Origin of the sequence: Faecalibacterium sp. BIOML-A4 (genome assembly GCF_009679665.1) — a bacterium.
Lineage (GTDB): Bacteria > Bacillota > Clostridia > Oscillospirales > Ruminococcaceae > Faecalibacterium > Faecalibacterium taiwanense.
Genome location: NZ_WKZG01000005.1, coordinates 11,863 through 33,429 on the forward strand (window position 1 = coordinate 11,863; position 21,567 = coordinate 33,429).

Here is a 21,567-nt window from a genome sequence, read left to right on the forward strand (position 1 = left end):
CCCTGCCGCCTTTGCCGGGCGGCATTTTTTTGTATAATTGGAATGGAGAGTAAAATGGTACACCAGTATCAATTGAACGGCTATAACATCGTGCTGGACACCTGCAGCGGCTCGGTGCATGTGGTGGACGATGTTGCATACGATATCATTGCCATGTACCCGGAGCATACTGCTGACGAGATCGTTTCGGCTATGATGGCAAAGTATGGAGACCGCGAGGATGTCACGGAGGAAGATCTGCGTCAGTGCATCGATGATGTGACCAGCCTGAAGGAAGCAGGCAAGCTGTGGACCCCGGATACCTATGAGAATATGGCTTTCGACTTTAAAAACCGCAACACCGTGGTCAAGGCCTTGTGCCTGCATGTTGCACACACCTGCAACCTGAACTGCTCCTACTGCTTTGCTTCGCAGGGCCGCTATCAGGGCGACCGTGCGCTGATGAGCTTTGAAGTGGGCAAGCGTGCCATGGACTTCCTGATCGAAAACTCCGGCACCCGCCGCAACCTTGAGGTGGACTTTTTTGGCGGCGAACCGCTGATGAATTTTGACATGGTCAAAAAGCTGGTGGCTTACTGCCGTGAGCAGGAGAAGATCCACAACAAGAACTTCCGCTTTACCATGACCACCAACGGTATGCTGATCGATGACGATGTGATCGATTTCTGCAACAAGGAGTGCCACAACGTCGTTCTGAGTCTGGATGGCCGCAAAGAGGTCAACGACCGCTTCCGCAAGGACTATGCAGGCCATGGCAGCTACGATACCATCGTGCCCAAGTTCCAGGAGTTCGTGAAGAAGCGCGGCGACAAGAACTACTACATGCGCGGCACCTACACCCACTACAACACCGACTTCACCAACGATATCTTCCACATGGCCGACCTCGGCTTTACTGAGCTGAGCATGGAGCCTGTGGTGTCTAAGCCTGGCGACCCCAGTGCCCTGACCGAGGAAGATCTGCCCATCCTGAAGGAACAGTACGAGATCCTTGCCAAGGAAATGATCAAGCGCAACCGCGAGGGCCGCGGCTTTACCTTCTACCACTACATGATCGACCTCACCGGCGGCCCCTGCATCTACAAGCGCATTTCCGGCTGTGGCTCCGGCACGGAGTACATGGCTGTTACTCCTTGGGGCGATCTGTACCCCTGCCACCAGTTTGTGGGCGACCCCAAGTACCTGATGGGCGATATCTGGAAGGGCGTTACGAACACTGCCGTGCGCGATGAGTTCAAGCACTGCAACGCCTATGCCCGCAAGGAGTGCCAGAACTGCTGGGCAAAGCTGTACTGCTCCGGCGGCTGTGCAGCAAACTCCTACCACGCTACCGGCAACATTACCGGTGTGTATGAGTACGGCTGCGAGCTGTTCAAAAAGCGAATGGAATGCGCTATCATGATCAAGGTCGCTGAGAATCAGGAACTTGCCGCCAAGGGCATCGAGGTGCCTATTGAGCTTGGTTCTACCTGTAACGCCTGTGCTGATGGCGAAGCCTGCGAATGAGCACGACCACGCCTATTGTGGATTTTGTGCGCCGTTACGCACAGTCCGGCACCTCGCGGCTGCATATGCCCGGCCACAAGGGCCAGAGCCTTTTGGGCTTTGAGCCGTGGGACATTACCGAAATAAAGGGTGCGGATGAACTGTATGGGGCTGACGGCATCATTGCCCAGAGCGAAGCCAACGCTACCCGGCTGTTCGGCACGGTGCATACCTATTACAGCACAGAGGGCTCGTCCCAGTGCATCCGTGCAATGCTGTGCCTTGCACTGCAGGCTGCGCCCGCAGCCGGACAGCGCCCGGTCCTGCTGGCAGCGCGCAACGCTCACAAAGCGCTGTTGTATGCGGCGGCGCTGCTGGATTTTGATATCCAGTGGCTCTGGCCTGCGCCGCAGGATGCCGGTGCACTTTGCAGCTGCCCGGTGTCAGCTGCAAAGCTGACAGGTGCTCTGCAGGGTTTGGCACAGCAGGGCAGGAAGCCTTTTGGTATCTATGTCACCAGTCCGGATTATCTGGGCGGCGTGCAGGATATTGCAGCGCTGGCCGAAGTGTGCAAGGATTTTGGCGTTCCGCTTCTGGTGGATAATGCCCACGGTGCTTACCTGCGTTTTCTGCCGCAGGGCGGTCAGCATCCTATTGCACTGGGCGCGGCCATGTGCTGCGACTCCGGCCATAAAACGCTGCCCGTTGTCACTGGCGGCGCATACCTGCATCTGGGCAAAAATGCCCCCATTCAGGACGAAGCCGCTGTGCGCAATGCACTGGCATTGTTTGGTTCCACCAGTCCGTCTTACCTGATCTTGCAGTCGCTGGACAAATGCAATCAGGTTCTGTCGGAGGGTTATCCGCTGCGGCTTTTGCAGTGCTGCGGATATTTGACCCGCCTGCGCCGGGAGCTGAACGAAGCCGCTGCGGCAAAACACTGCCCGGGGCCGCTGGCACTGGAAAGCGAACCTCTCAAGGTCACGCTGGATGCTGCTACACTGGGCATGACCGGCACAGAGCTTGCAGAAGCGCTGCGCAGCGCAAAGGTCGAGTGCGAATATGCCGACCCGCGCTATGTTGTGCTGATGTTCACCCCGGCAAATCCGCCGCAGGACTTTGAACGGCTGACTTCTGCCGTTCTCCACATTGTGGAAAACCTTACAGGACCGTTCCCGCTCCCGGAAAAAAACGATCGTGAGCTTTTGGAGCTGGAACACGAATTGCACACCTGCTGCAGCATCCGGCAGGCCGTGTTTGCTCCGCAGGAGCAGGTGCCCACAGAGCAGGCGGTGGGGCGTATCTGCGCTATGCCGACGGTTTCCTGCCCGCCTGCGATCCCCATTGTGGTCAGCGGCGAGAAGATCACACCGGCTGCCGTCCGGCTGATGCAGAAATACCATGTAATGCAGGCGGCTGTCCTGCGCAAAACGATCTGATTGTTTCAAAAGGCCCAAAGGCATCGTGCGTTTTGCACGGTGCCTTTTTTGCGCGCATATCCTGCAAAGCATGTGCATACCTTTCCAGTAGAGACGGACAGGGAAAGGAGCACACTGCATGGAACTGAAGATCTTTCGGGATACGCTGCCACAGGCAGGCACGAGCTGCACCGTCAAGGCAGAACTTCCGCTGGAAACCGAGATCCTGATTTCAGATTATCTTCCGCCGGTGTTCAAGCTGGTCAAATGCTTTGCAAAACCGGTGGTGCTGCAAAAGCAGCTGCAGCCCGGGCGGCTTACATTGGAAGGCTATCTGCGCTGCACTGTGTTTTATCAGGGCGAGGACGGGGCCGGGCTTTGCCAGACCGAGCAGAAGCTGCCGTTTACAAAGCAGCTGGAGGTGCCGGAATTTTCCTTCACCAGCTGGATGGCCATGGTAGAAGGGCAGACCGAATACCTCAACTGCCGGGCGGTAAACCCGCACCGCATCGAGGTGCGCGGAGCCTATGGTCTTGTGGTTACTATCCATACACAGGATAAACAGGAACTGATCACGGCGCTGGCCGATGGCGGCATTGAACAGAAATTGCAGACGCTGAACGGCGTGCGCAGCACCGCGGTGCTGGAAAAGCTGGTCACTGTGGAAGGGGAGCTTGTGTTTGCAAAGCCGCCCGCAGCCATTCTGGACATTACCGGCAGTGCCGCCGTGCGGGAGGTAAAGCTGCTGGCGGGCAAGGCAGTGGTCAAGGGCGAGGTACGTGCCCAATGCGCCTGGCGTGCGGAAGGCGAAAGCAGCCTGCAAAGTCAGGCGGCATCCCTGCCGTTCAATCAGGTGGTGGATCTGGAAGGCGTAGCAGAGGACTGCAGATGCATGTGCGTGCTGGAGCCGGTGGGCTTTGCCCTTGCGGAGGGCGAACAGGAAGCCAGCGGCCAACTGACAGCCAGCGTGATGATGCATTTGCACGCATGGCGGCCCTGCCAGCTGCAATACGTAGCGGATGCCTTTTCTACGCAGTTTGAAACCGCCGTCACGCCGCAGGAATTGGCAGCAGAAGATCTTGCCTGTATGCTGAACGAGACAGCATCTTCCACGGTCTCCGGGCCGCTGCCAGATGCGGATGCTCAGCTGCGCGCCTGCTTTGTGTCTTATGGACCGGCGCAGGTAACACCTTACCGCGACGGCTGGGCCTTTACGGTGCGTGCCGTTGCCACCGCCTTTGCCGAGAACAGTCTTGCCGAGCTGGAAAGCTACGAAAAAACACTGGAGCTTGTCTTTCCGCTTGCAGTAGAAGCCCCGCCGGGTGCACAGTTCAGCCCGGAATGCTGGCTGAGCACCGAGAACATCCAGTGCAGCTGCACTGGCGGCACATTGGAAGTGACGGTCACCGCCCGTGCCGAAGGAGCCATCCTCTGCCGGAGCACACATTCGGGCATCGGCAGCATTGAGCTGGGCGAACCGCTGACGACTCCGGACCCGGAGATCGCACTGCGCATCTACTATGCACAGGCAGGGGAGGAGTTGTTCGGCATTGCCAGACGGTTCCATGTGTCACCGGCACAGATCCTGACGGCAAATGGGCTGGAAGCCGGTACGCAGGTCCTGCCGCAGGCGATGCATTTTCTGGTGCCGGGCGCATAAATCGACGAAGAACGCCGCCTTTTCAGGCGGCGTTTTCCTTTTGTGCCGAAAAGAAAGTGAAAAAGCCCTTCCTTCTCTGTGTGCGGGAGAGTATAATAAAAAGCGGTGTTTGAAATAGGAAAGGAGTAAAAAAACAAAGATGAATTCCAAAAGTAAGCTCCTTGCCCCGGAACTTGTCAATGCAGAAAGGCCGGTTTGGGCTTTCAGCAAAAAGATTTTCTGTGAGGGCATGCGGGATGGCGTTCCCATTGCGCTGGGCTATTTTGCTGTTTCCTTCTCGCTGGGCATTGCGGCCCGCCGGGCAGGCTTTACCCCGTTTCAGGGCTTTCTGGTCAGCCTACTGAACAACGCTTCGGCAGGCGAGTACGCTGCATTTGCCATCATCATGGCCAATGCGACCTATCTGGAAGTGGCCATCATCACACTGATTGCCAATGCGCGCTATCTGCTCATGAGCTGCGCACTGGCCCAGCGCTTTGCGCCGGGCACACCCTTCTGGCACAGGCTGCTCATCGGTTATGATGTGACAGACGAGCTTTTTGGCATCACCATTGCACGGCCCGGCAGCCTGAACCCATATTATACCTACGGTGCCATTCTGCTGGCGGCACCGGCTTGGGCCATCGGTACAGCGTTGGGCATCATTGCGGGCAATCTGCTGCCGCTGCGGGCTGTCAGTGCGCTGAGCGTTGCCCTTTACGGCATGTTCCTTGCCATCATCATTCCTCCGGCGCGTAAGAGCAGGGTGGTAGCTGCACTTGTTGCCATCAGCTTTGCACTGAGCTTTGTGTGCAATTACCTGCCGGGTATCTCCGCTCTTTCGGAGGGCACGCGCACCATTTTGCTCACAGTGCTCATTTCCAGCGCTGCAGCAGTTCTTTTTCCGGTAAATCCAGAAGAGCAGGAGGCAGAGCATGACGCATAATCATTACATTTACATTGCAGTGATGGCGCTGGTATCCTATGCCATCCGCATCCTTCCGCTCACACTGATCCGCAAGCCCATCAAAAATCGCTTCATTCAGTCGTTTCTGTATTATGTGCCCTATGTGACGCTGGCGGTCATGACCTTCCCGGCCATTGTCAACGCGACCCAGAGCCCGGCTGCCGGTGCCATGGCGCTGGTGGTAGGCATTGCAGCTGCTTGGTTCGGCGCAAGCCTGTTTCAGGTATCTGTGGCCTGCTGTGCCGTCGTGTTCGTGCTGGAACTGTTCCTTTAAAATTTTTGTGCCCGGCAGGCTGTCATGCTGCTGGGCACTTTTTCATTGCCCTACAGGAGGAAATTATCATGAAAAAAATTCTTATCACCGGTGCAGGCGGCTTTGTCGGCTCCCGCATTTTGCAGCAGTGGCAGGGAAAGTACGAGCTTTGCGCCCTTCCAAAAGGCTTTTTCTGTACAGCCGATGAAGCTCTCACCCGTGCACAGGTGGAAGCTTTGCATCCGGATGTGATCCTGCACACCGCCGCTCTTTCCGATACCAGTTACTGTGCGCAGCATCCGGCAGAAGCTTACCGTGCCAATGTGGAGCTGCCAGTCTGGCTGGCACGGGCTGCGCAGCAGACGAAGGCAAAGCTGGTGGCATTCAGCTCGGATCAGGTCTATGCTGGTGTGCAGCAGCAGGGGCCGCTGCCGGAAACACTGGCCCTGCATCCCGCAAACATTTACGGCCAATACAAGCTGAAAGCAGAGCAGCGTGTGCTGGAGCTCTGCCCGGACTCGGTCCATCTGCGTGCCAGCTGGATGTATGACCTGCCCGGCTATGGGCTGCCCATCCGCGGCAATCTGCCGCTGAATCTTCTGCGTGCCGCGCTGAAGGGAGAGGCTCTGCGCTTCTCCCGGAACGACCACCGCGGCGTGACCTATGTGCGGCAGGTGATCGAAAATCTGGAGCCTGCCATGACGCTGCCAGGCGGCGTATACAATTTTGGCAGCGGCAATGCTGAAAACATGGTATGCACCGCCCGGCAGTTTGCCGAAACGCTGGGAATCGCTGTGCAGATCGAGGAAGAAAGCTGGGGCCGGAACCTTGTGATGGACACCACAAAACTGGAACGCTTCGGCATCCGGTTCGACACCACTCAGCAGGGCATCCAGCGCTGTTTAAAAGATTACGGGCTGAGAACGCTGTAAAATTTCCATATCGCACAAAAATCAAATAAAACAAAACAAAAAAGCAGGAGTTCTGCGCGAAATTCTTCCGACCAAAGCGGAAAAAACGCACAAAGCGCCCTGCTTTTTGTGTTTCTCAGCGGGAAACAGCCGTTCACGAAAAAGTCATACTTAATTTACAAGGATACGCAGTTTTGCTATAATAAATCCGCTTTTTTGGTAAAGCAGTCGAAAAGAATGATTTTTGTCAAGATTTGAGGAGAGTGGAACATTTGAAGGAAGTCAAGCTCGAAGAGTCGGCGTATCAGTTCGACGCAAAAATGTCCCTGAAACAGGCCATCCCGCTGGGTCTGCAGCATGTCTGCGCCATGTTTGTGGGCAACCTGACCCCGCTGCTGATCATCACCAGTGCCTGCGGCATTGCGGGTGGTGAGTTCGCAGATCTGCAGGTCACGCTGCTGCAGAGTGCCATGTTCGTGGCCGGTGTGGTCACACTGGTGCAGCTGTTCACCATCGGCCCCGTGGGCGGCAGTGTGCCCATCATCATGGGCACCAGTTCCGGTTTTATCGGCGTGTTCAACAGTGTTGTCGGCAGCATGGGCGGCGGTGTGCTGGCCTATGGTGCCATTATGGGTGCATCCATCATCGGCGGCATCTTTGAAAGCGTGCTGGGCTTCTTCCTCAAGCCTCTGCGCAAGTTTTTCCCGCCGGTCGTCACCGGTACGGTTGTACTTTCCATCGGTCTTTCGCTGATCTCGGTGGGCATCAATTCCTTTGGCGGCGGCAACAGCGCAAAAGACTTTGGCTCCATGGAAAATCTTCTGCTTGCCCTGTTCGTATTGGTGGTCATTCTGATCTTCAAGCACTGGACCACGGGCTTCCTCAGCTCTTCCGCGATCCTGATCGGCATTCTGGCCGGTTACGTTGCGGCCTTTGTCATGGGTCTGGTGCTGCCCACCACCGGTGTCACTGCCGATGGTGTAGAGTTTACCAAGGCATGGGTGCTCAACTGGAATAAGGTGGCACAGGCCTCTTGGTTTGCCATTCCCAAGCTGATGCCGGTCAAGATCGTGTTTGATATGCGCGCTATTATGCCGGTGATGATCATGTTCGTTGTTACCGCTGTTGAGACCGTGGGTGATATCTCCGGTGTCATGGAGGGCGGCATGAATCGTGAACCCACCGATAAAGAGCTGTCCGGCGGTGTGATCTGTGACGGTCTGGGCTCCTCCTTTGCGGCTCTGTTCGGTGTACTGCCCAACACTTCCTTCAGCCAGAACGTGGGTCTGGTGGCCATGACCAAAGTGGTCAACCGCATGGCTCTGGCCTCCGGTGCCATCTTCCTGATCCTGTGCGGCCTGATCCCCAAGCTCGGCGCACTGATCTCCATTATGCCGCAGGCCGTTCTGGGCGGTGCTGCCGTTATGATGTTCTCTTCCATCGTGGTCAGCGGCATCCAGCTCATCACCAAGGAAAAGATGACCCCGCGTCAGCTTACCATCGTCTCGGTGGCTCTGGGTGTTGGCTACGGCATGGGTGCCAACAGCGGCATTCTGGCACAGGCTCCGCACGCTTTACAGCTGATCTGCGGCGAGTCCGGCATCGTTCCGGCTGCGTTCGTGGCGATCCTGCTGAATGTGCTGCTGCCGAAGGATGACAAGGCAGTATAAAGCTCAAAGCTTTTGCCGGGCCAGCGCTTCCAATTGCGCCAGTGCTTCGGGCGTGTCGGCGTCGGCCAATTCATTCCGATCCGCAATGTAAACGGTGTGAACATGCGCGGGATATTTCCGAAGCAGAACACTTCCGCCCATGCCCTGCGGCAAGGTGAGCAGTTCCTGAAAAAGTCCTTTTTCAAACAGAACGGGACTTCCAGTAAGGGGAGACGGGTCGTTACGGACCCGGAATCCCAGACGGAAGATCTCCCGTTCTGTTTCTTTTTGCCGTTCCAGCCGAGTTCTTTGATCCCATCCGGAGATGCCTGCCATGGCTTCCACTGTCTCGCGGCACAAAAGCGGTTGGTCTCCCGGCAGGAACATGCAGCCAAAAAGCTCCGGAACCTGTTCCAGCAGCGCGGAAAGTCCCAGCCTCACCGTATCGTTTCGACCGGGCAGATCGTGCAGCAGCACCGGAACATTGCGGGAGCGGCAAAGCTGCGCAACTTCGTCCGAACGTGTCACCACGATGCGGGCCGAAAGCTTTGGAGTATCGGTCGCCGCAAATGCGCGGCATAGCATCGGTTCCCCGCAGAACGGCGCAAGGAGTTTGTTGGAGCCGAAGCGCTGGCTCAGACCGGATGCCATGATGACACAGCCCACCGGAAGAAGTTCTTTCATATAGTACCACTCTTTCTGAAACGAATTCACAATAGTATTATATCGAAATCTGTGTTAAAATAAAAGAACAGAGAAAAAAAGAGAGAGGAACCTGCATCTATGATGACGATCCGAGAATATAAGCAGGCCGAAAGTCTGGAAGAAGCGTGGCAGCTGAACCAGAAAAAGGCCAACCGTGTGCTGGGCGGCATGATCTGGCTCAAAATGGAGAACATCAATGTCGGTACAGCCATCGACCTGTCCGGTCTGGGACTGGACACCATAGAGGAGACCGAGGGCAGCTTTTCCATTGGTGCCATGGTTACACTGCGCCAGCTGGAAGAGCACGCCGGTCTTGCTGCGTATACCCATGGCGCGGTAAAGGAAGCGCTGCGGCATATCGTGGGCGTGCAGCTGCGCAATCTGGCAACTGTGGGTGGCAGCATCTACAGCCGGTTCGGCTTTTCCGATGTGCTCACGCTGTTTATGGCCATGGACTGTTCGGTAGAGCTGTACAAGGGCGGCATCGTGTCTCTGCGGGAGTACGCCGAGCGTCCCTATGACCGGGACATCCTTGTGCGGCTGATCGTTAAAAAGGAAGAAGCAGAATTTTTCTATCAGTCCGTGCGCAACAGCCAGACTGATATCCCGGTGCTTACCTGCGCTGCCGCCCGTCTGGAAAACGGCAGCTATCGCATTGCAATCGGTGCGCGGCCGCTCAAGGCTGTGCTGTTTGAGCTGCCGGCAAAGGCGGGTGTTTCTGCGCAGGAACTGGCGCAGAACTTTGCCGATGAAGTAAAGCAAAAAATTGTCACTGGCTCCAATATGCGCGGCAATGCCGAGTACCGCCGCCATCTGGCAGGCGTTCTGACAAAGCGTGCTGTTCTGGAACTGGAAGCACGCACGGCACAGGAGGAAAATTAAATGCAGATCACTCTTACATTGAACGGCATCAAGGTCACAGAGGATGTGGCTGCAGATATGCTGCTGATCGATTTTGTACGTGCCCACGGCTGCAAAAGCGTTAAGCGCGGCTGTGAGACCTCCAACTGCGGTCTGTGCACGGTGTTTCTGGATGAGAAACCGGTGCTGTCCTGTTCGGTACTGGCAGCGCGTGCCAGCGGCCACAGCATTACCACACTGGAAGGCCTGCAGGAAGAAGCAGCGGAGTTCGGCGGCTTTATCGCGGATCAGGGTGCAGAGCAGTGTGGCTTCTGCAACCCGGGCTTTATCATGAACGCGCTGGCCCTCTTCCGCGAGAATCCGTACCCCAGTGAGGAAGAAGTGAAGGAATATCTCTCCGGCAACCTCTGCCGCTGCTCTGGCTATGAGGGCCAGCTGCGCGGCATCATGAACTTTCTGGCATGGAAAAAGCAGAAGGAGGCCGCAGAATGAGTACCATCAACAAGCCTTTCCGTAAAAAGGATGCCATGCAGCTGGTCACCGGCCAGCCCGTCTATATGGACGATGTGATCCCGCAGGACTGCCTGATCGTAAAGCTGCTGCGCTCTCCGCACGCAAATGCCATCGTCAAAACTATCAATACGGCTGTAGCAAAAAAGGTGCCCGGCATCGAGGCGATCTTTACATGGGAGGATGTGCCGCAGGATGCGCCGCGCTACACGCAGGCTGGCCAGACCTATCCGGAAGCCAGTCCGCGTGACCGCCTGCTCATTGACCGCCATGTGCGCTTTGTGGGCGATGTGGTGGCCATTGTGGCCGGTAAGGACGAAAAGTGCGTGGATAAGGCTCTCAAGCTCATCAAGGTGGAATATGAGGTTTTGGAAGCAGTGCTGGACTATCACACTGCCAAGGACAACCCCATTCTGGTGCATCCGGAGGACAACTGGGCCAGTCTGTGTCCGGTGGGAGCCGACAACAAACGCAACCTCTGCGCCCACGATGAGAGTGGCTCCGGCGATATCGATGCAGTGCTTGCAGCCAGCGATATAGTCATTGACCACATTTACCACACCAAAGCCTGCCAGCAGGCCATGATGGAGACCTTCCGCACCTACTGCTCCATTGATACCTATGGGCGGCTGAATGTGCTCAGCTCCACGCAGATCGTGTTCCATGCACGGCGCAATATTGCGAACGCACTGCATATTCCCAAATCTATGGTGCGCGTGGCAAAGCCCCGCATCGGCGGCGGATTTGGTGCTAAGCAGACGGCGGTCAGTGAGGTGTATCCGGCTTTTGTGACTTGGAAGACCAAAAAGCCCTCCAAGATCATTTTCAGTCGTGTGGAAAGCCAGATCGCATCCTCGCCGCGTCACGAAATGGAGATCCATGTGCGGCTGGGTGCTACGAAGGACGGCGTTGTGAAGGGCATTGATCTGTACACCCTTTCCAATACCGGTGCTTACGGTGAGCATGGCCCTACGACCGTGGGCCTTTCCGGTCACAAGTCCATCCCGCTGTACGGCAAGGCAGAAGCCTTCCGCTTTATCAGTGATGTGGTGTATACGAACCACATGTCTGCCGGTGCTTACCGCGGTTACGGCGCAACGCAGGGCCTGTTTGCGGTAGAATCTGCTGTCAATGAACTGGCTCATAAGCTGAATATGGACCCCTTTGAGCTGCGGCTGAAAAACGCCGTACAGGAGGGCGATGTGATGCCCGCCTACTATGGGGCTGTCAACACCAGCTGCGCGCTGGACCGCTGCCTTGTCAAGGTGCGGGATATGATCGACTGGGAGCACAAATACCCTGCCCGTGATATGGGCAACAGCAAGGTGCGCGCTGTCGGTATGGGCATGGCGATGCAGGGCTCTGGCATTTCCGGCATGGATGTGGGCAGTGCCACCCTGAAACTGAATGACGACGGCTTCTACACCCTGATGATCGGTGCGGCCGACATGGGCACCGGCTGTGACACTACACTGGCGCAGATCGCCGCCGAAGTGCTGGACTGCCCGCTGGACAATATCACGGTCTTCGGAGCTGATACGGATACCTCGCCCTATGACTCCGGCTCCTATGCGTCCAGTACCACTTACGTTACCGGCAAGGCCACCGAAAAGTGTGCCATGAAGCTGCGCGGCCAGATCTGCAAGCTGGGCGCAGAGCTGCTGGAATGCACCGAGGACGAGGTGGAATTTGATGGAAAAGATGTTTTCAAGAGCAAAGATCCCACACAGAAAAAGTCTCTGAGCGAGATCGCGTATGCTTCTCAGTTCGGCCACATGGTTCCGCTGGAAGCCACCGAAACACATACTTCGCCTTTGTCGCCGCCGCCGTTCATGGTTGGTGCTGCTGAGGTGGAAGTGGATACTGAGACCGGCGAGGTAAAGCTGCTGGAGTTTGATGCCTGTGTGGACTGCGGCACGCCCATCAACCCGAACCTGACCCGTGTGCAGGCTGAGGGCGGTCTGCTGCAGGGCATCGGCATGACTCTGACCGAAAACATCACCTACGATAAAAATGGCTACCCGGAAGAGAACTCTCTGTTCCAGTACAAAATTCCGGCCCGCACCGATGTGGGCAAGATCAAGGTTGAATTCGAGAGCAGCTATGAACCCAACGGACCCTTTGGCGCAAAGTCCATCGGCGAGGTCGTCATCAATACACCGCTGCCTGCCATTTCCGATGCCATCTATAACGCTATCGGTACCCGGTTCTATGAGCTGCCCATCACACCGGAAAAAATCGCCATGGCAGTTGCAGAAAAGCAGAAATGATCGACGAAAAAATTTTTCCGTTTCTTGCGGAGAAGGGACATGTTATTTCTCTGGTGGGCGGCGGCGGAAAGACCACACTGATGTACAATCTGGCTGCGCACTGCGCCCGCAAGGGCTGGCGGGTATTGGCCGCTACCACCACCCATATTATGCAGCCGCCCGGCGGGGTCTGGGCACAGACGGATGCAGAGCTTTTCCGCCTGTGGAAGTGCGGCAGTTATGCCGTGGCCGGAACCGCTGCACCCGGCGGCAAATTGACGGCCCCGCCGCAGGCACAGCTGGAGCGCTGGATGACCCTTGCAGATATCGTGCTCATTGAAGCGGACGGCGCAAAACGGATGCCCTGCAAGGCACCCGCTGCGCACGAGCCGGTGCTTTTACCGCGGTGCGATACGGTTCTGGCCGTAGCAGGGCTTTCTGCGTTGAGGCATCCGCTCCGGGAGGTCTGTTTCCGGGCAGAGCTTGCCGCAGAGCTGCTTTGTGTTCCGCAGGATGCGCAGTTGACACCGGAACTTCTGGCAAAGCTGCTTGCAAGTGAAGCCGGTGGAAGGAAGGCTGTAGGGGATCGCAGCTTTTATGTTGTACTCAATCAGGTCGATACAAAAGAGCAGGCTGCTCTGGCCCGGCAGGTGGCTGATATTCTGAAAAAAATTTATCGGATTTCCTGCGCTACGTCTCATTTCGAGAAAGGAGAACGTGCATGAGCAAAGAAGGCAAGATCGTGTTCTGCACCGGCGGCGGATGTACCGCAAAGCTGGGAGCCGGAGCGCTGAGCCGTATTCTGGAAAAGCTGCCGCGCGGTGCAAGAGACCCGAGCCTGCTGGTGGGCTACGACAGCCGGGATGATGCCGCCGTGTACCGCATAACAGATGATATTGCGCTGGTGCAGACGGTGGACTTTTTTCCGCCGATGGTGGACGACCCCTATACCTTCGGGCAGATCGCAGCGGCCAACGCCCTGAGTGATGTCTATGCCATGGGTGGCGAGGTTAAGACTGCACTGAACCTTGTCTGCTTCCCGGAGAGCATGGATCTGAACATTCTGGGCGAGATTCTGCGCGGCGGAGCCAAGAAGGTGGCCGAAGCGGGCGGAAGCCTTGCAGGCGGGCATTCCATTGCCGATACAGGTGTGAAATACGGACTTTCGGTGACTGGCCTTGTGGACCCGAAAAAAATGTATACGAATGATTCCGGCAGGCCCGGCGACAAGCTGATTTTAACAAAAGCTCTGGGCGTGGGCCTGATCTGCACGGCAAACCGTGTGGGCGAAGCGGCACCGGAAGATATGGCCGGTGCCATTGCGTCCATGACAACGCTGAACAAAAACGCTGCCGAGATCAGCCGAAAGTATACGGTCCACGCGGCAACCGATGTGACCGGTTTCAGTTTTCTGGGCCATCTGCACGAGATGATGGGCGGAAAGCTTTCCTGTATCATTGATGCACGGATGGTGCCGGTTCTACCGGGAGCCGAAAAAGCGGCAGATGATTTTTTGTATACTGCTGCCGGACAGCGCAACCGCAACCATACCGGCCCATATGTCACTTTTGAAAATGTGCCGTTTGCAATGGAAGAGGTGCTGTTTGACCCACAGACTTCCGGCGGACTATTGCTGGCCGTGTTGCCAGAAGAAGCAAATGCGCTGGAAGCAGAGCTGCAGGCCGCTGGCCTGCCCGCAAAGATCGTGGGTGAGATCATACCCAAAACCGAACAGGAAATCACTGTAAAATACTGATGGAGACCTACAATTATGATGCTGAAAGTTGATGCCCGTGGTGACACATGCCCGCTGCCCGTTGTAAAAGCCAAAAAGGCGATCTCTGAACTGAAGGGTGCCGGTGAGGTGGAAGTGCTGGTGGATAATGAGATCGCCGTGCAGAACCTTACCAAAATGGCCCAGCAGAAAGGTTATCAGTACAGCGCCGAAAAGCTGGCCGAGCGGGAATACCGCGTGCTGTTCACGGTCGGCGAAGCGTCCGAAACACCCACTGAAGAAGCACCGGCCTGTGCACCGGACACCCGCACAGACACGGTGGTTGCCATCAGCTCTGATAAAATGGGCATTGGCGCAGATGACCTTGGCAAGTCCCTGCTCAAGGCCTTTGTGTTCGCACTTACCCAGCAGGATCAGCTGCCCAAAACAGTGCTGTTCTATAACGGCGGCGCGTCCCTGACCTGTGATGGTTCGCCCATGCTGGATGACCTGAAGGCACTGGAAGCACAGGGCGTGGAGATCATGACCTGCGGCACCTGCCTGAATTTCTATGGCCTGACCGAAAAGCTTGCTGTTGGCAGTGTGACCAACATGTACACCATCGTGGAAAAGCTGACGCAGGCAGGCAACGTGGTGAAACCGTGATCTATCTGGATAACGCTGCCACGACCCTGCGCAAGCCGCCGCAGGTAGAGCAGGCTGTGCTGGACGCAATGCGCACGGCAGGCAATCCGGGACGGGGTGCCCATGAGCCAACGCTGCACGCAAGCCGTCTTGTTTATGCTGCACGGTGCGCAATGGCAAAGCTCCTCCACGCACCAGACCCGTCCTGTATTGCCTTTGCGGCAAATGCAACGGAGGCCTTGAACATTGCATTGGGGGGCCTTTTTGCACCGGGCGATCATATCATCACAACGGTATGTGAGCATAACTCTGTTCTGCGGCCGCTCTACCGGCTGCGGGAACAGGGCTTGCAGTTCAGTTTTGCAGGCGTGGATGAGCGCGGACGGCTGCAATATGATGACTGGGATAAGCTGGTTCAGCCCAATACAAAGGCGCTGGTCGTAACAGGTGCTTCCAATGTGACCGGCAACGGAACGGATCTTGCAAAAGCAGCGGGTTTTGCGCACCGGCACGGCCTGCTGCTGATCGTGGATGCGGCCCAGACGGCGGGTTCACAGGCCATTGACGTACAGGCACTGGGCATTGATGTGCTATGCTTCACCGGGCATAAGGCGCTGCTTGGCCCGCAGGGAACAGGCGGCTTGTATGTGCGCCCGGGGCTTTCCATCCAGCCATTGGTAGTGGGAGGCAGCGGCGTACACAGCTTTGATGAACAGCATCCTGCACAGATGCCCACCGCTCTGGAAGCCGGGACGCTCAATGTTCCGGGTCTGGCGGGCCTGTGTGCCGGTGTGGAATGGATTCTGGCTCAGGGTGTGGAAACGCTGTGTGCAAAAGAATCTGCACTGGCAGCGCTCTTTTATAAAAACATTCGAGATCTGCCGAACGTGAAGATCTACGGCGACCCGGAAATGGCGCTGCACGCTCCCATTATCTCGCTCAACATTGGAGACGAAGATTCAGCCCGCATTGCAGATATCCTGTGGGACGACTACAGCATCTGTGTGCGTGCCGGCGCGCACTGTGCACCGCTGATGCATAAAGCGCTGGGCACGGTGGAACAGGGCGTGGTACGGTTCAGCTTTTCGCATTTCAATACGGAAGCCGAAGTGCTTCAGACCGCAGCCGCTGTTCAGGAGCTTGCACAGGAGATCTGATATGCGCATCAAAAAAACTTATATTGTTCTTTCATTCCGCACAACGCTGGATGCCATGGAATGGGAAAAGCAGTGCCTTGCGGAGAAGGTTCCGGGCAGGCTCATCCCACTGCCGCGCGAGATCTCCGCAGGCTGCGGCCTTGCCTGGCGGATGCTGCCGGAAGAATTTGAGCAGTGGCAGAACCGGCTGGACCCGGCACGTTACGATCAGGCTGCAGCAGTAGAACAGTAATAAAGATAAAACAGGAGAATGACGCATGGGTAAAATGCCGCTTTATACAATGCTGCAAAAAGCCCGTTCTATGGGCGGCTGGACGATGGTGGCCCAGTTAGAGGGCGATGCCGCGGGGAGCCAGCTGCTTTTGCTGGAGGGCAGGCCTGTGTGGCAGAGGGGGGACAGCACCGTACTGCTGCAGCACCTGACAGAACTGCAGGGCTGCACAGCAGCTGGTATCCACTCTGTTGCAGGCACAGACATCTTTGCGGAGCGCTTTGGCGCGGTGCCGCAGCTGGTAGTCTGCGGCGGTGGACATGTGGCTGCAGCCGTTGTGCAGCTTGCAAAGCTGCTGGGCCTGACGGTCCTTGCAATGGATGACCGCGAGGAATATGCACAGCAGCTGCGGCTGGCCGGAGCCGATAAAGTGCTCTGCCTGCCGTTTGATAAAGCGCTTGCGCAGGTACCTGACGGCGCAGAGACTTATTTTGTGGTCGTCACCCGGGCACATGCATTTGATGTGGACTGCCTGAAGGTGATATTAAAAAAAACTGCAGCCTATGTTGGCATGATGGGCAGCCGCGGGCGTGCCGCACTGGTGCGCCGTCAACTTCTGGAAGCCGGTATCGATGCCGAAAGAGTGGAGGCGTTGTACGCCCCCATCGGGCTTTCCATCGGCTCACAGACGGCAGAGGAGATCGCACTTTCCATTCTGGCACAGATCGTATCGATCAAGAATGCGCGTCCGCAGACGGAGGGCTTTTCATCTGCCCTTCTGGAAGCCATGGCTCAGACAGATGCCGCCGGGCAGCAGGCGGTGCTTGCCGTGATTGCGGCGCGGCACGGCTCTACGCCGCGGGAAATCGGCGCAAAAATGCTGGTTCGCACAGACGGCTCTATTGTGGGCAGCGTGGGCGGCGGCATTATGGAGCACCGCACCATTCTGGCTGCACAGGAAATGCTGACGGGAGCCGCTCCGACGTATCAACGGCTGCATTTTTCGGCAGACGGCAAAAATGATGATGCAGCAATTGCTGCCTGCGGTGGGTCTATGGAGATCGTATTGACTCGACTCCAGCCCGGAGAGGAGATCAAATGAAGAAGGATCCACTGATCCTTGTGCGCGGCGGCGGCGACCTTGCTACCGGCACCATTCACCGGCTGTGGAGCGCAGGCCTGCGTGTGCTGGTGCTGGAAGCGGAGCATCCGGCGGCGATCCGGCGGCAGGTTTCTCTGTGCGAAGCCGTTTATGAAGGTGAGACCGCCGTTGAAGGTCTGCGTGCGGTACGGATCGAAACTCTGGCGCAGGCAGAAGAAGTCTGGAAACAGAATGCCGTTCCTGTTCTGGTAGACCCGCAAGGAAAAAGCATTGCGCCCGCAAAGCCGGATGTCCTTGTGGATGCGATCCTTGCCAAAAAGAATCTTGGCACAACGCGGGATATGGCACCCCTGACCATTGCACTCGGCCCCGGTTTCACGGCCGGGCAGGATGTGGATGTGGTGGTGGAGACCAAACGCGGCCACCGGCTGGGACGCATCATTCGGGAAGGCAGTGCCGTCCCCGATACCGGCATTCCCGGAATCATTGGCGGCTACGGCAAAGAGCGCGTGATCCATGCCGGCACGGCCGGTATATTTATGGATCTCCGCAAAATTGGAGATATCGTGGAAGCGGGTGAGACCATTGCGCAGATCCGCACGGCAGATGGTGCCATGATCTCTGTGACCACGCAGATCACGGGCATTCTGCGCGGCATTCTGCGCAGCAGTTATCCGGTAACGCCCGGTTTTAAGGTGGCCGATATAGATCCCCGCAAAGAGGAACTTTCCAACTGTTTTCTCATTTCGGATAAGGCCCGCTGCATCGCGGGCAGTGTGCTGGAACTTGTCTGCGCTCAACTGTGGAAATAAACCTGTAAAAAGCAAAAACCTCCGCTTCCCGGCGGTAGTACCGACAGGGAAGCGGAGGTTTCTATTTTTCATTTCAGTTGCGGTAGCAGCGGTCCTGACCTACCAGCCAGTCCTCACACAGGCGCTGGGCTTCCTCCAAACTGCGGCTCTCGCAGTCGAAGAATGCACCGTGCATCGAGCGATAGGAGTAGTGAACTCTCGGAATACCGTTGCCATCCTTGAAGCGTTCGCAGCGTTCTTCACCGGGCATCAGAAAAAGTTGTTCCATGGTTTCTTCTCCTTTGATTTCAGCATTCCGGAGCGGCCGGCCGGGTGCAAGCCGCACAACGCTTGCTATTGTAGCACGCAGGGGAAAAGTTTGCTATTGCCTTTTTGGCCAAAGATATGTTTTGTTTTTCTCTGTGGTTGTGGCACAAAAGGTCTTGACAAGATCATTCGTACAGGATACATTCCTGTTCCTGCATTTTCTTTTTTGCCGCTGACGCTTTGCAGGGGCAGCTGCCTTGGCGTATGAAAAAACCGATGGAACGGATGAAAATATTTTGTGTACTTTTCACAGTTTTCTTCTCGAGATTTTGGTGGTACAATAGAAGCATTAAAATATATCCTTTCAGGAGGAGCACATGGCAGAAAAGAATATTGAACTGGATAGTGTAGAGGTCGCCGCAGCTGTTTTTGGCAACTGCGACCGGAACATCCGTCTGCTGGAGAACGAATTTTCTGTTACGGCGGTCTGCCGGGGCACGCAGCTGCGGCTTTCAGGCGAACCGGCCAATGTTGCCGCGGCCAGCCGCGCTGTGGAGGGAATGCTGCTTCTGATCGAGAATCATACACCGCTGGAAGACCAGACCGTGCGCTACTGCATCAGTCTGGCGCACGATGGAGCAGAAAAGCGGGTCAAAGAACTGACCGAAGATTTTGTTACCGTAACGGTCAAGGGACGGCCGATCCGGCCCAAAACACTGGGCCAGAAGGAATATCTCAATGCCATCCGCACCAATGCCATCACCTTTGGCGTTGGCCCGGCGGGTACCGGCAAGACCTATCTGGCCGTTGCCATGGCGGTAAAGGCTTTTAAAGCCAAGGATGTTTCCCGCATCGTGCTCACCCGCCCGGCAGTGGAAGCAGGTGAAAAGCTGGGCTTTCTGCCCGGTGATCTGCAGCAGAAGGTAGACCCTTATCTGCGCCCGCTGTATGACGGCCTGTTTGATATGCTGGGTGCCGAAACTTACGAGCGCCTTGTGGAAAAGCAGATTATTGAGGTTGCACCGCTTGCCTATATGCGCGGACGCACGCTAGATGATTCCTTTATCATTCTGGACGAGGCACAGAACACCACACCGGAGCAGATGAAAATGTTCCTCACACGTATGGGTGTCGGCTCCAAGGTGGTGGTTACCGGTGATGTGACCCAGATCGATCTGCCGGAACGCACCCGCAGCGGTCTTGTGGATGCACTGCACGTGCTTAAAAATGTAAATGGGATTGCACAGTGCTATTTTACTGAGAAAGATGTTGTGCGCCACCGTCTTGTGCAGGAAATTATCAAGGCTTACGAAAAGGCTGCACACCCTGAAAAATAAAATCACCAGAATTCATATAAAGCCATCAAAAACAGAAAGGAGTGGACTGATTTATGTCCAATAAAGTTTTGATCACCAATTCACAGAAGGCCGTCAAGGTTCCTTCCGGTCTGCGCATTCTCATCCGCCGTGCCTGTAATGCCGTGCTGGAGTATGAGCATTTTGAAGCTCCTGCAGAGATCAGCGTGACCTTTGTGGATAACGCTGCCATTGCTGAGCTGAACAACCAGTACCGCAACAAACCCATGCCCACCGACGTGCTGAGCTTCCCTCTGGGTGTAGACGGCAAATATGATGTTGACGAGAACAACGGCTGCAAAATGCTGGGTGACATCGTCATCAGTATGGAGCGTGCACAGGAGCAGGCAAACCTCTACGGCCATCCGCTGCAGCGTGAGGTGGCGTTCCTGACGGTGCACTCCATGCTGCACCTGCTGGGCTACGACCACGAAAATGGCGGTCTGGAAGCCATGCGGATGCGTGAGAAAGAGGAAGCTGTTCTGCTGCAGCTGGGCCTGCCGCGCACCGTAAGCTATACCGAGTAATTGATTCACCGTGCGGTTGCCGCACAATACAGACAGGAGCTAGATTTTGAGTAACGCTACACCCATTCAGGGGCATTATGATACTTCTTCCGTTTTTGTGGCTGTCATTGGCCGTCCCAATGTTGGCAAATCCAGTCTGACCAACCTTCTGGTTGGCGAAAAGGTAGCCATCGTCACTTCCAAGCCGCAGACCACCCGTACCCGCATTACCGGCGTGATCACCCGCGGGCCGCTGCAGTATGTGCTGCTGGATACACCCGGTGTGCACAAGGCACGCAACAAACTGGGTAAACGGATGGATAAGACTGCCAGCGATTCCATTGCAGATGTGGATGTTTCCATGATGCTGTTTGAGCCTTACGGCGCACTGAATGAATCGGAAATGGTGCTGGTGGATATGCTGCGCAGCAGCGGCGGCCCGGCAATTGCAGTCATCAACAAGACCGACCTTGTCAAGGAGCCTGCTGATCTGGAAGCCCGCAAAGAAGAGCTGAAGGCATTGGGTGTATTCGACGATATCTACACCATCAGCGTCCGTGATAACGACGGCTGCGAAGTGCTGTTCGATGCTTTAAGCCGCTATGCTGTGGAAGGCCCGCATTATTTTGATGATGATGCCTACACGGATATGCCGGAAAAGGAGCTTGTGGCGGAGGTCATCCGTGAAAAGGCCCTGCTGTTCATGCGCGACGAGATCCCCCATGGCATTGCTGTTGTGGTGGAGCGCTTCAAAGAGCGCCCGGGCACCGACCTGATCGATATTGATGTAAATATCTACTGCGAGCGCGAAAGCCACAAGGGCATGGTCATTGGAAAAGGCGGTGCAATGCTGAAAAAAATTGCCAGTGCTGCCCGTGCAGACTGCGAAGAGTTTTTGGGCTGCCGCGTCAATCTGCAGTGCTGGGTAAAGGTAAAATCCGATTGGCGCGATAACGAGTTCCTGCTGAACAACTTTGGCTTCAAGCAGAACACCAATAACCGCTGACACTTGCCAAAGCAGGACAGAATTCCCTTGGATGAACGGTTAAAATAAACCTGACACTATCCGTAACAGGGAAGAGGTGCTGCAAATGGATTCACAAGCAAGCTGGCAGGCGTTTGCCTGCACGGGAAACATTCTTCGTTATCTCGATTATAAACAACAGCGGCCG

22 protein-coding genes are annotated in these 21,567 nt (G+C 56.2%); 20 read left to right on the forward strand and 2 right to left on the reverse strand.

What is annotated here, in order from left to right; genetic code table 11:
- Nucleotides 1-54: 54 nt before the first annotated feature.
- From scfB to GKG34_RS04630, 7 genes are all read left to right on the forward strand, one after another.
- The gene (scfB, locus tag GKG34_RS04600) at nucleotides 55-1,506 is read left to right on the forward strand and encodes a thioether cross-link-forming SCIFF peptide maturase (protein ID WP_173015222.1); all 1,452 of its coding nucleotides are present in this window, start codon (nucleotides 55-57) and stop codon (nucleotides 1,504-1,506) included.
- On the forward strand, nucleotides 1,503-2,924 hold the full coding sequence (locus tag GKG34_RS04605) for an amino acid decarboxylase (protein ID WP_154255687.1): 1,422 nt from the start codon (nucleotides 1,503-1,505) through the stop codon (nucleotides 2,922-2,924). Before scfB ends, GKG34_RS04605 begins: the two co-directional genes overlap by 4 nt.
- A 118-nt stretch (nucleotides 2,925-3,042) precedes the next feature.
- Complete coding sequence (locus GKG34_RS04610; protein ID WP_154255688.1) at nucleotides 3,043-4,563, forward strand: SPOCS domain-containing protein; 1,521 nt, start codon at nucleotides 3,043-3,045, stop codon at nucleotides 4,561-4,563.
- A gap of 139 nt (nucleotides 4,564-4,702) precedes the next feature.
- On the forward strand, nucleotides 4,703-5,488 hold the full coding sequence (locus tag GKG34_RS04615) for an AzlC family ABC transporter permease (RefSeq protein WP_005942142.1): 786 nt from the start codon (nucleotides 4,703-4,705) through the stop codon (nucleotides 5,486-5,488).
- Nucleotides 5,478-5,783, forward strand: a complete 306-nt coding sequence (locus tag GKG34_RS04620) for an AzlD domain-containing protein (protein ID WP_005942135.1) — start codon at nucleotides 5,478-5,480, stop codon at nucleotides 5,781-5,783. Before GKG34_RS04615 ends, GKG34_RS04620 begins: the two co-directional genes overlap by 11 nt.
- A gap of 68 nt (nucleotides 5,784-5,851) precedes the next feature.
- A complete protein-coding gene (locus GKG34_RS04625; protein ID WP_005942133.1) occupies nucleotides 5,852-6,694 on the forward strand; it encodes a sugar nucleotide-binding protein in 843 nt (280 codons plus the stop codon).
- A 299-nt stretch (nucleotides 6,695-6,993) separates the two neighbouring features.
- Nucleotides 6,994-8,343, forward strand: coding sequence for a solute carrier family 23 protein (locus tag GKG34_RS04630; RefSeq protein ID WP_044953729.1), 1,350 nt, complete (start codon nucleotides 6,994-6,996; stop codon nucleotides 8,341-8,343).
- A 3-nt stretch (nucleotides 8,344-8,346) separates the two neighbouring features.
- Here GKG34_RS04630 and GKG34_RS04635 read toward each other — a convergent pair whose 3' ends face one another.
- Complete coding sequence (locus tag GKG34_RS04635) at nucleotides 8,347-9,006, reverse strand: nucleotidyltransferase family protein (RefSeq protein ID WP_005942125.1); 660 nt, start codon at nucleotides 9,004-9,006, stop codon at nucleotides 8,347-8,349.
- A gap of 99 nt (nucleotides 9,007-9,105) precedes the next feature.
- Between GKG34_RS04635 and GKG34_RS04640 the strand changes: the two genes are divergently transcribed.
- The 10 genes from GKG34_RS04640 to yqeB are packed head-to-tail and all read left to right on the forward strand — an operon-like array spanning nucleotide 9,106 to nucleotide 18,288.
- Nucleotides 9,106-9,909, forward strand: coding sequence for an FAD binding domain-containing protein (locus GKG34_RS04640; RefSeq protein ID WP_005942124.1), 804 nt, complete (start codon nucleotides 9,106-9,108; stop codon nucleotides 9,907-9,909).
- On the forward strand, nucleotides 9,910-10,380 hold the full coding sequence (locus GKG34_RS04645) for a (2Fe-2S)-binding protein (RefSeq protein ID WP_005942122.1): 471 nt from the start codon (nucleotides 9,910-9,912) through the stop codon (nucleotides 10,378-10,380).
- Complete coding sequence (locus tag GKG34_RS04650) at nucleotides 10,377-12,668, forward strand: molybdopterin cofactor-binding domain-containing protein (protein ID WP_005942120.1); 2,292 nt, start codon at nucleotides 10,377-10,379, stop codon at nucleotides 12,666-12,668. The genes GKG34_RS04645 and GKG34_RS04650 overlap by 4 nt, the downstream gene beginning before the upstream one ends.
- Nucleotides 12,665-13,372 carry a selenium cofactor biosynthesis protein YqeC gene (gene yqeC, locus GKG34_RS04655; protein WP_005942118.1) on the forward strand — a complete coding sequence of 236 codons (708 nt, stop codon included), beginning with the start codon at nucleotides 12,665-12,667 and terminating at the stop codon, nucleotides 13,370-13,372. The genes GKG34_RS04650 and yqeC overlap by 4 nt, the downstream gene beginning before the upstream one ends.
- On the forward strand, nucleotides 13,369-14,403 hold the full coding sequence (gene selD, locus GKG34_RS04660) for a selenide, water dikinase SelD (protein ID WP_005942113.1): 1,035 nt from the start codon (nucleotides 13,369-13,371) through the stop codon (nucleotides 14,401-14,403). The genes yqeC and selD overlap by 4 nt, the downstream gene beginning before the upstream one ends.
- An 18-nt stretch (nucleotides 14,404-14,421) precedes the next feature.
- A complete protein-coding gene (yedF, locus tag GKG34_RS04665) occupies nucleotides 14,422-15,027 on the forward strand; it encodes a sulfurtransferase-like selenium metabolism protein YedF (protein ID WP_044953727.1) in 606 nt (201 codons plus the stop codon).
- Complete coding sequence (locus GKG34_RS04670) at nucleotides 15,024-16,163, forward strand: aminotransferase class V-fold PLP-dependent enzyme (protein ID WP_347563421.1); 1,140 nt, start codon at nucleotides 15,024-15,026, stop codon at nucleotides 16,161-16,163. The genes yedF and GKG34_RS04670 overlap by 4 nt, the downstream gene beginning before the upstream one ends.
- Before the next feature lies 1 nt (nucleotide 16,164).
- Nucleotides 16,165-16,395, forward strand: coding sequence for a DUF3343 domain-containing protein (locus GKG34_RS04675; protein ID WP_097775510.1), 231 nt, complete (start codon nucleotides 16,165-16,167; stop codon nucleotides 16,393-16,395).
- Nucleotides 16,396-16,420: 25 nt separating this feature from the next.
- Entirely contained in the window at nucleotides 16,421-17,476 is a 1,056-nt protein-coding gene (locus tag GKG34_RS04680) for an XdhC/CoxI family protein (protein ID WP_154255690.1), read from the forward strand.
- Nucleotides 17,473-18,288: a selenium-dependent molybdenum cofactor biosynthesis protein YqeB gene (gene yqeB / locus GKG34_RS04685; RefSeq protein WP_154255691.1), complete on the forward strand. Its 816-nt coding sequence runs from the start codon at nucleotides 17,473-17,475 to the stop codon at nucleotides 18,286-18,288. The genes GKG34_RS04680 and yqeB overlap by 4 nt, the downstream gene beginning before the upstream one ends.
- A 73-nt stretch (nucleotides 18,289-18,361) precedes the next feature.
- Here yqeB and GKG34_RS04690 read toward each other — a convergent pair whose 3' ends face one another.
- Nucleotides 18,362-18,556: a DUF3873 family protein gene (locus tag GKG34_RS04690; RefSeq protein ID WP_005942104.1), complete on the reverse strand. Its 195-nt coding sequence runs from the start codon at nucleotides 18,554-18,556 to the stop codon at nucleotides 18,362-18,364.
- 355 nt (nucleotides 18,557-18,911) lie between these two features.
- Between GKG34_RS04690 and GKG34_RS04695 the strand changes: the two genes are divergently transcribed.
- Genes GKG34_RS04695 through era form a run of 3 tightly spaced genes read left to right on the forward strand, consistent with a single transcriptional unit; the run spans nucleotide 18,912 to nucleotide 21,401 of the window.
- Complete coding sequence (locus GKG34_RS04695) at nucleotides 18,912-19,871, forward strand: PhoH family protein (RefSeq protein ID WP_005942102.1); 960 nt, start codon at nucleotides 18,912-18,914, stop codon at nucleotides 19,869-19,871.
- 53 nt (nucleotides 19,872-19,924) lie between these two features.
- Nucleotides 19,925-20,416, forward strand: a complete 492-nt coding sequence (gene ybeY, locus GKG34_RS04700; protein ID WP_097775507.1) for an rRNA maturation RNase YbeY — start codon at nucleotides 19,925-19,927, stop codon at nucleotides 20,414-20,416.
- Between the two features lie 46 nt (nucleotides 20,417-20,462).
- Entirely contained in the window at nucleotides 20,463-21,401 is a 939-nt protein-coding gene (era, locus tag GKG34_RS04705) for a GTPase Era (protein WP_154255692.1), read from the forward strand.
- Nucleotides 21,402-21,567: the final 166 nt, after the last annotated feature.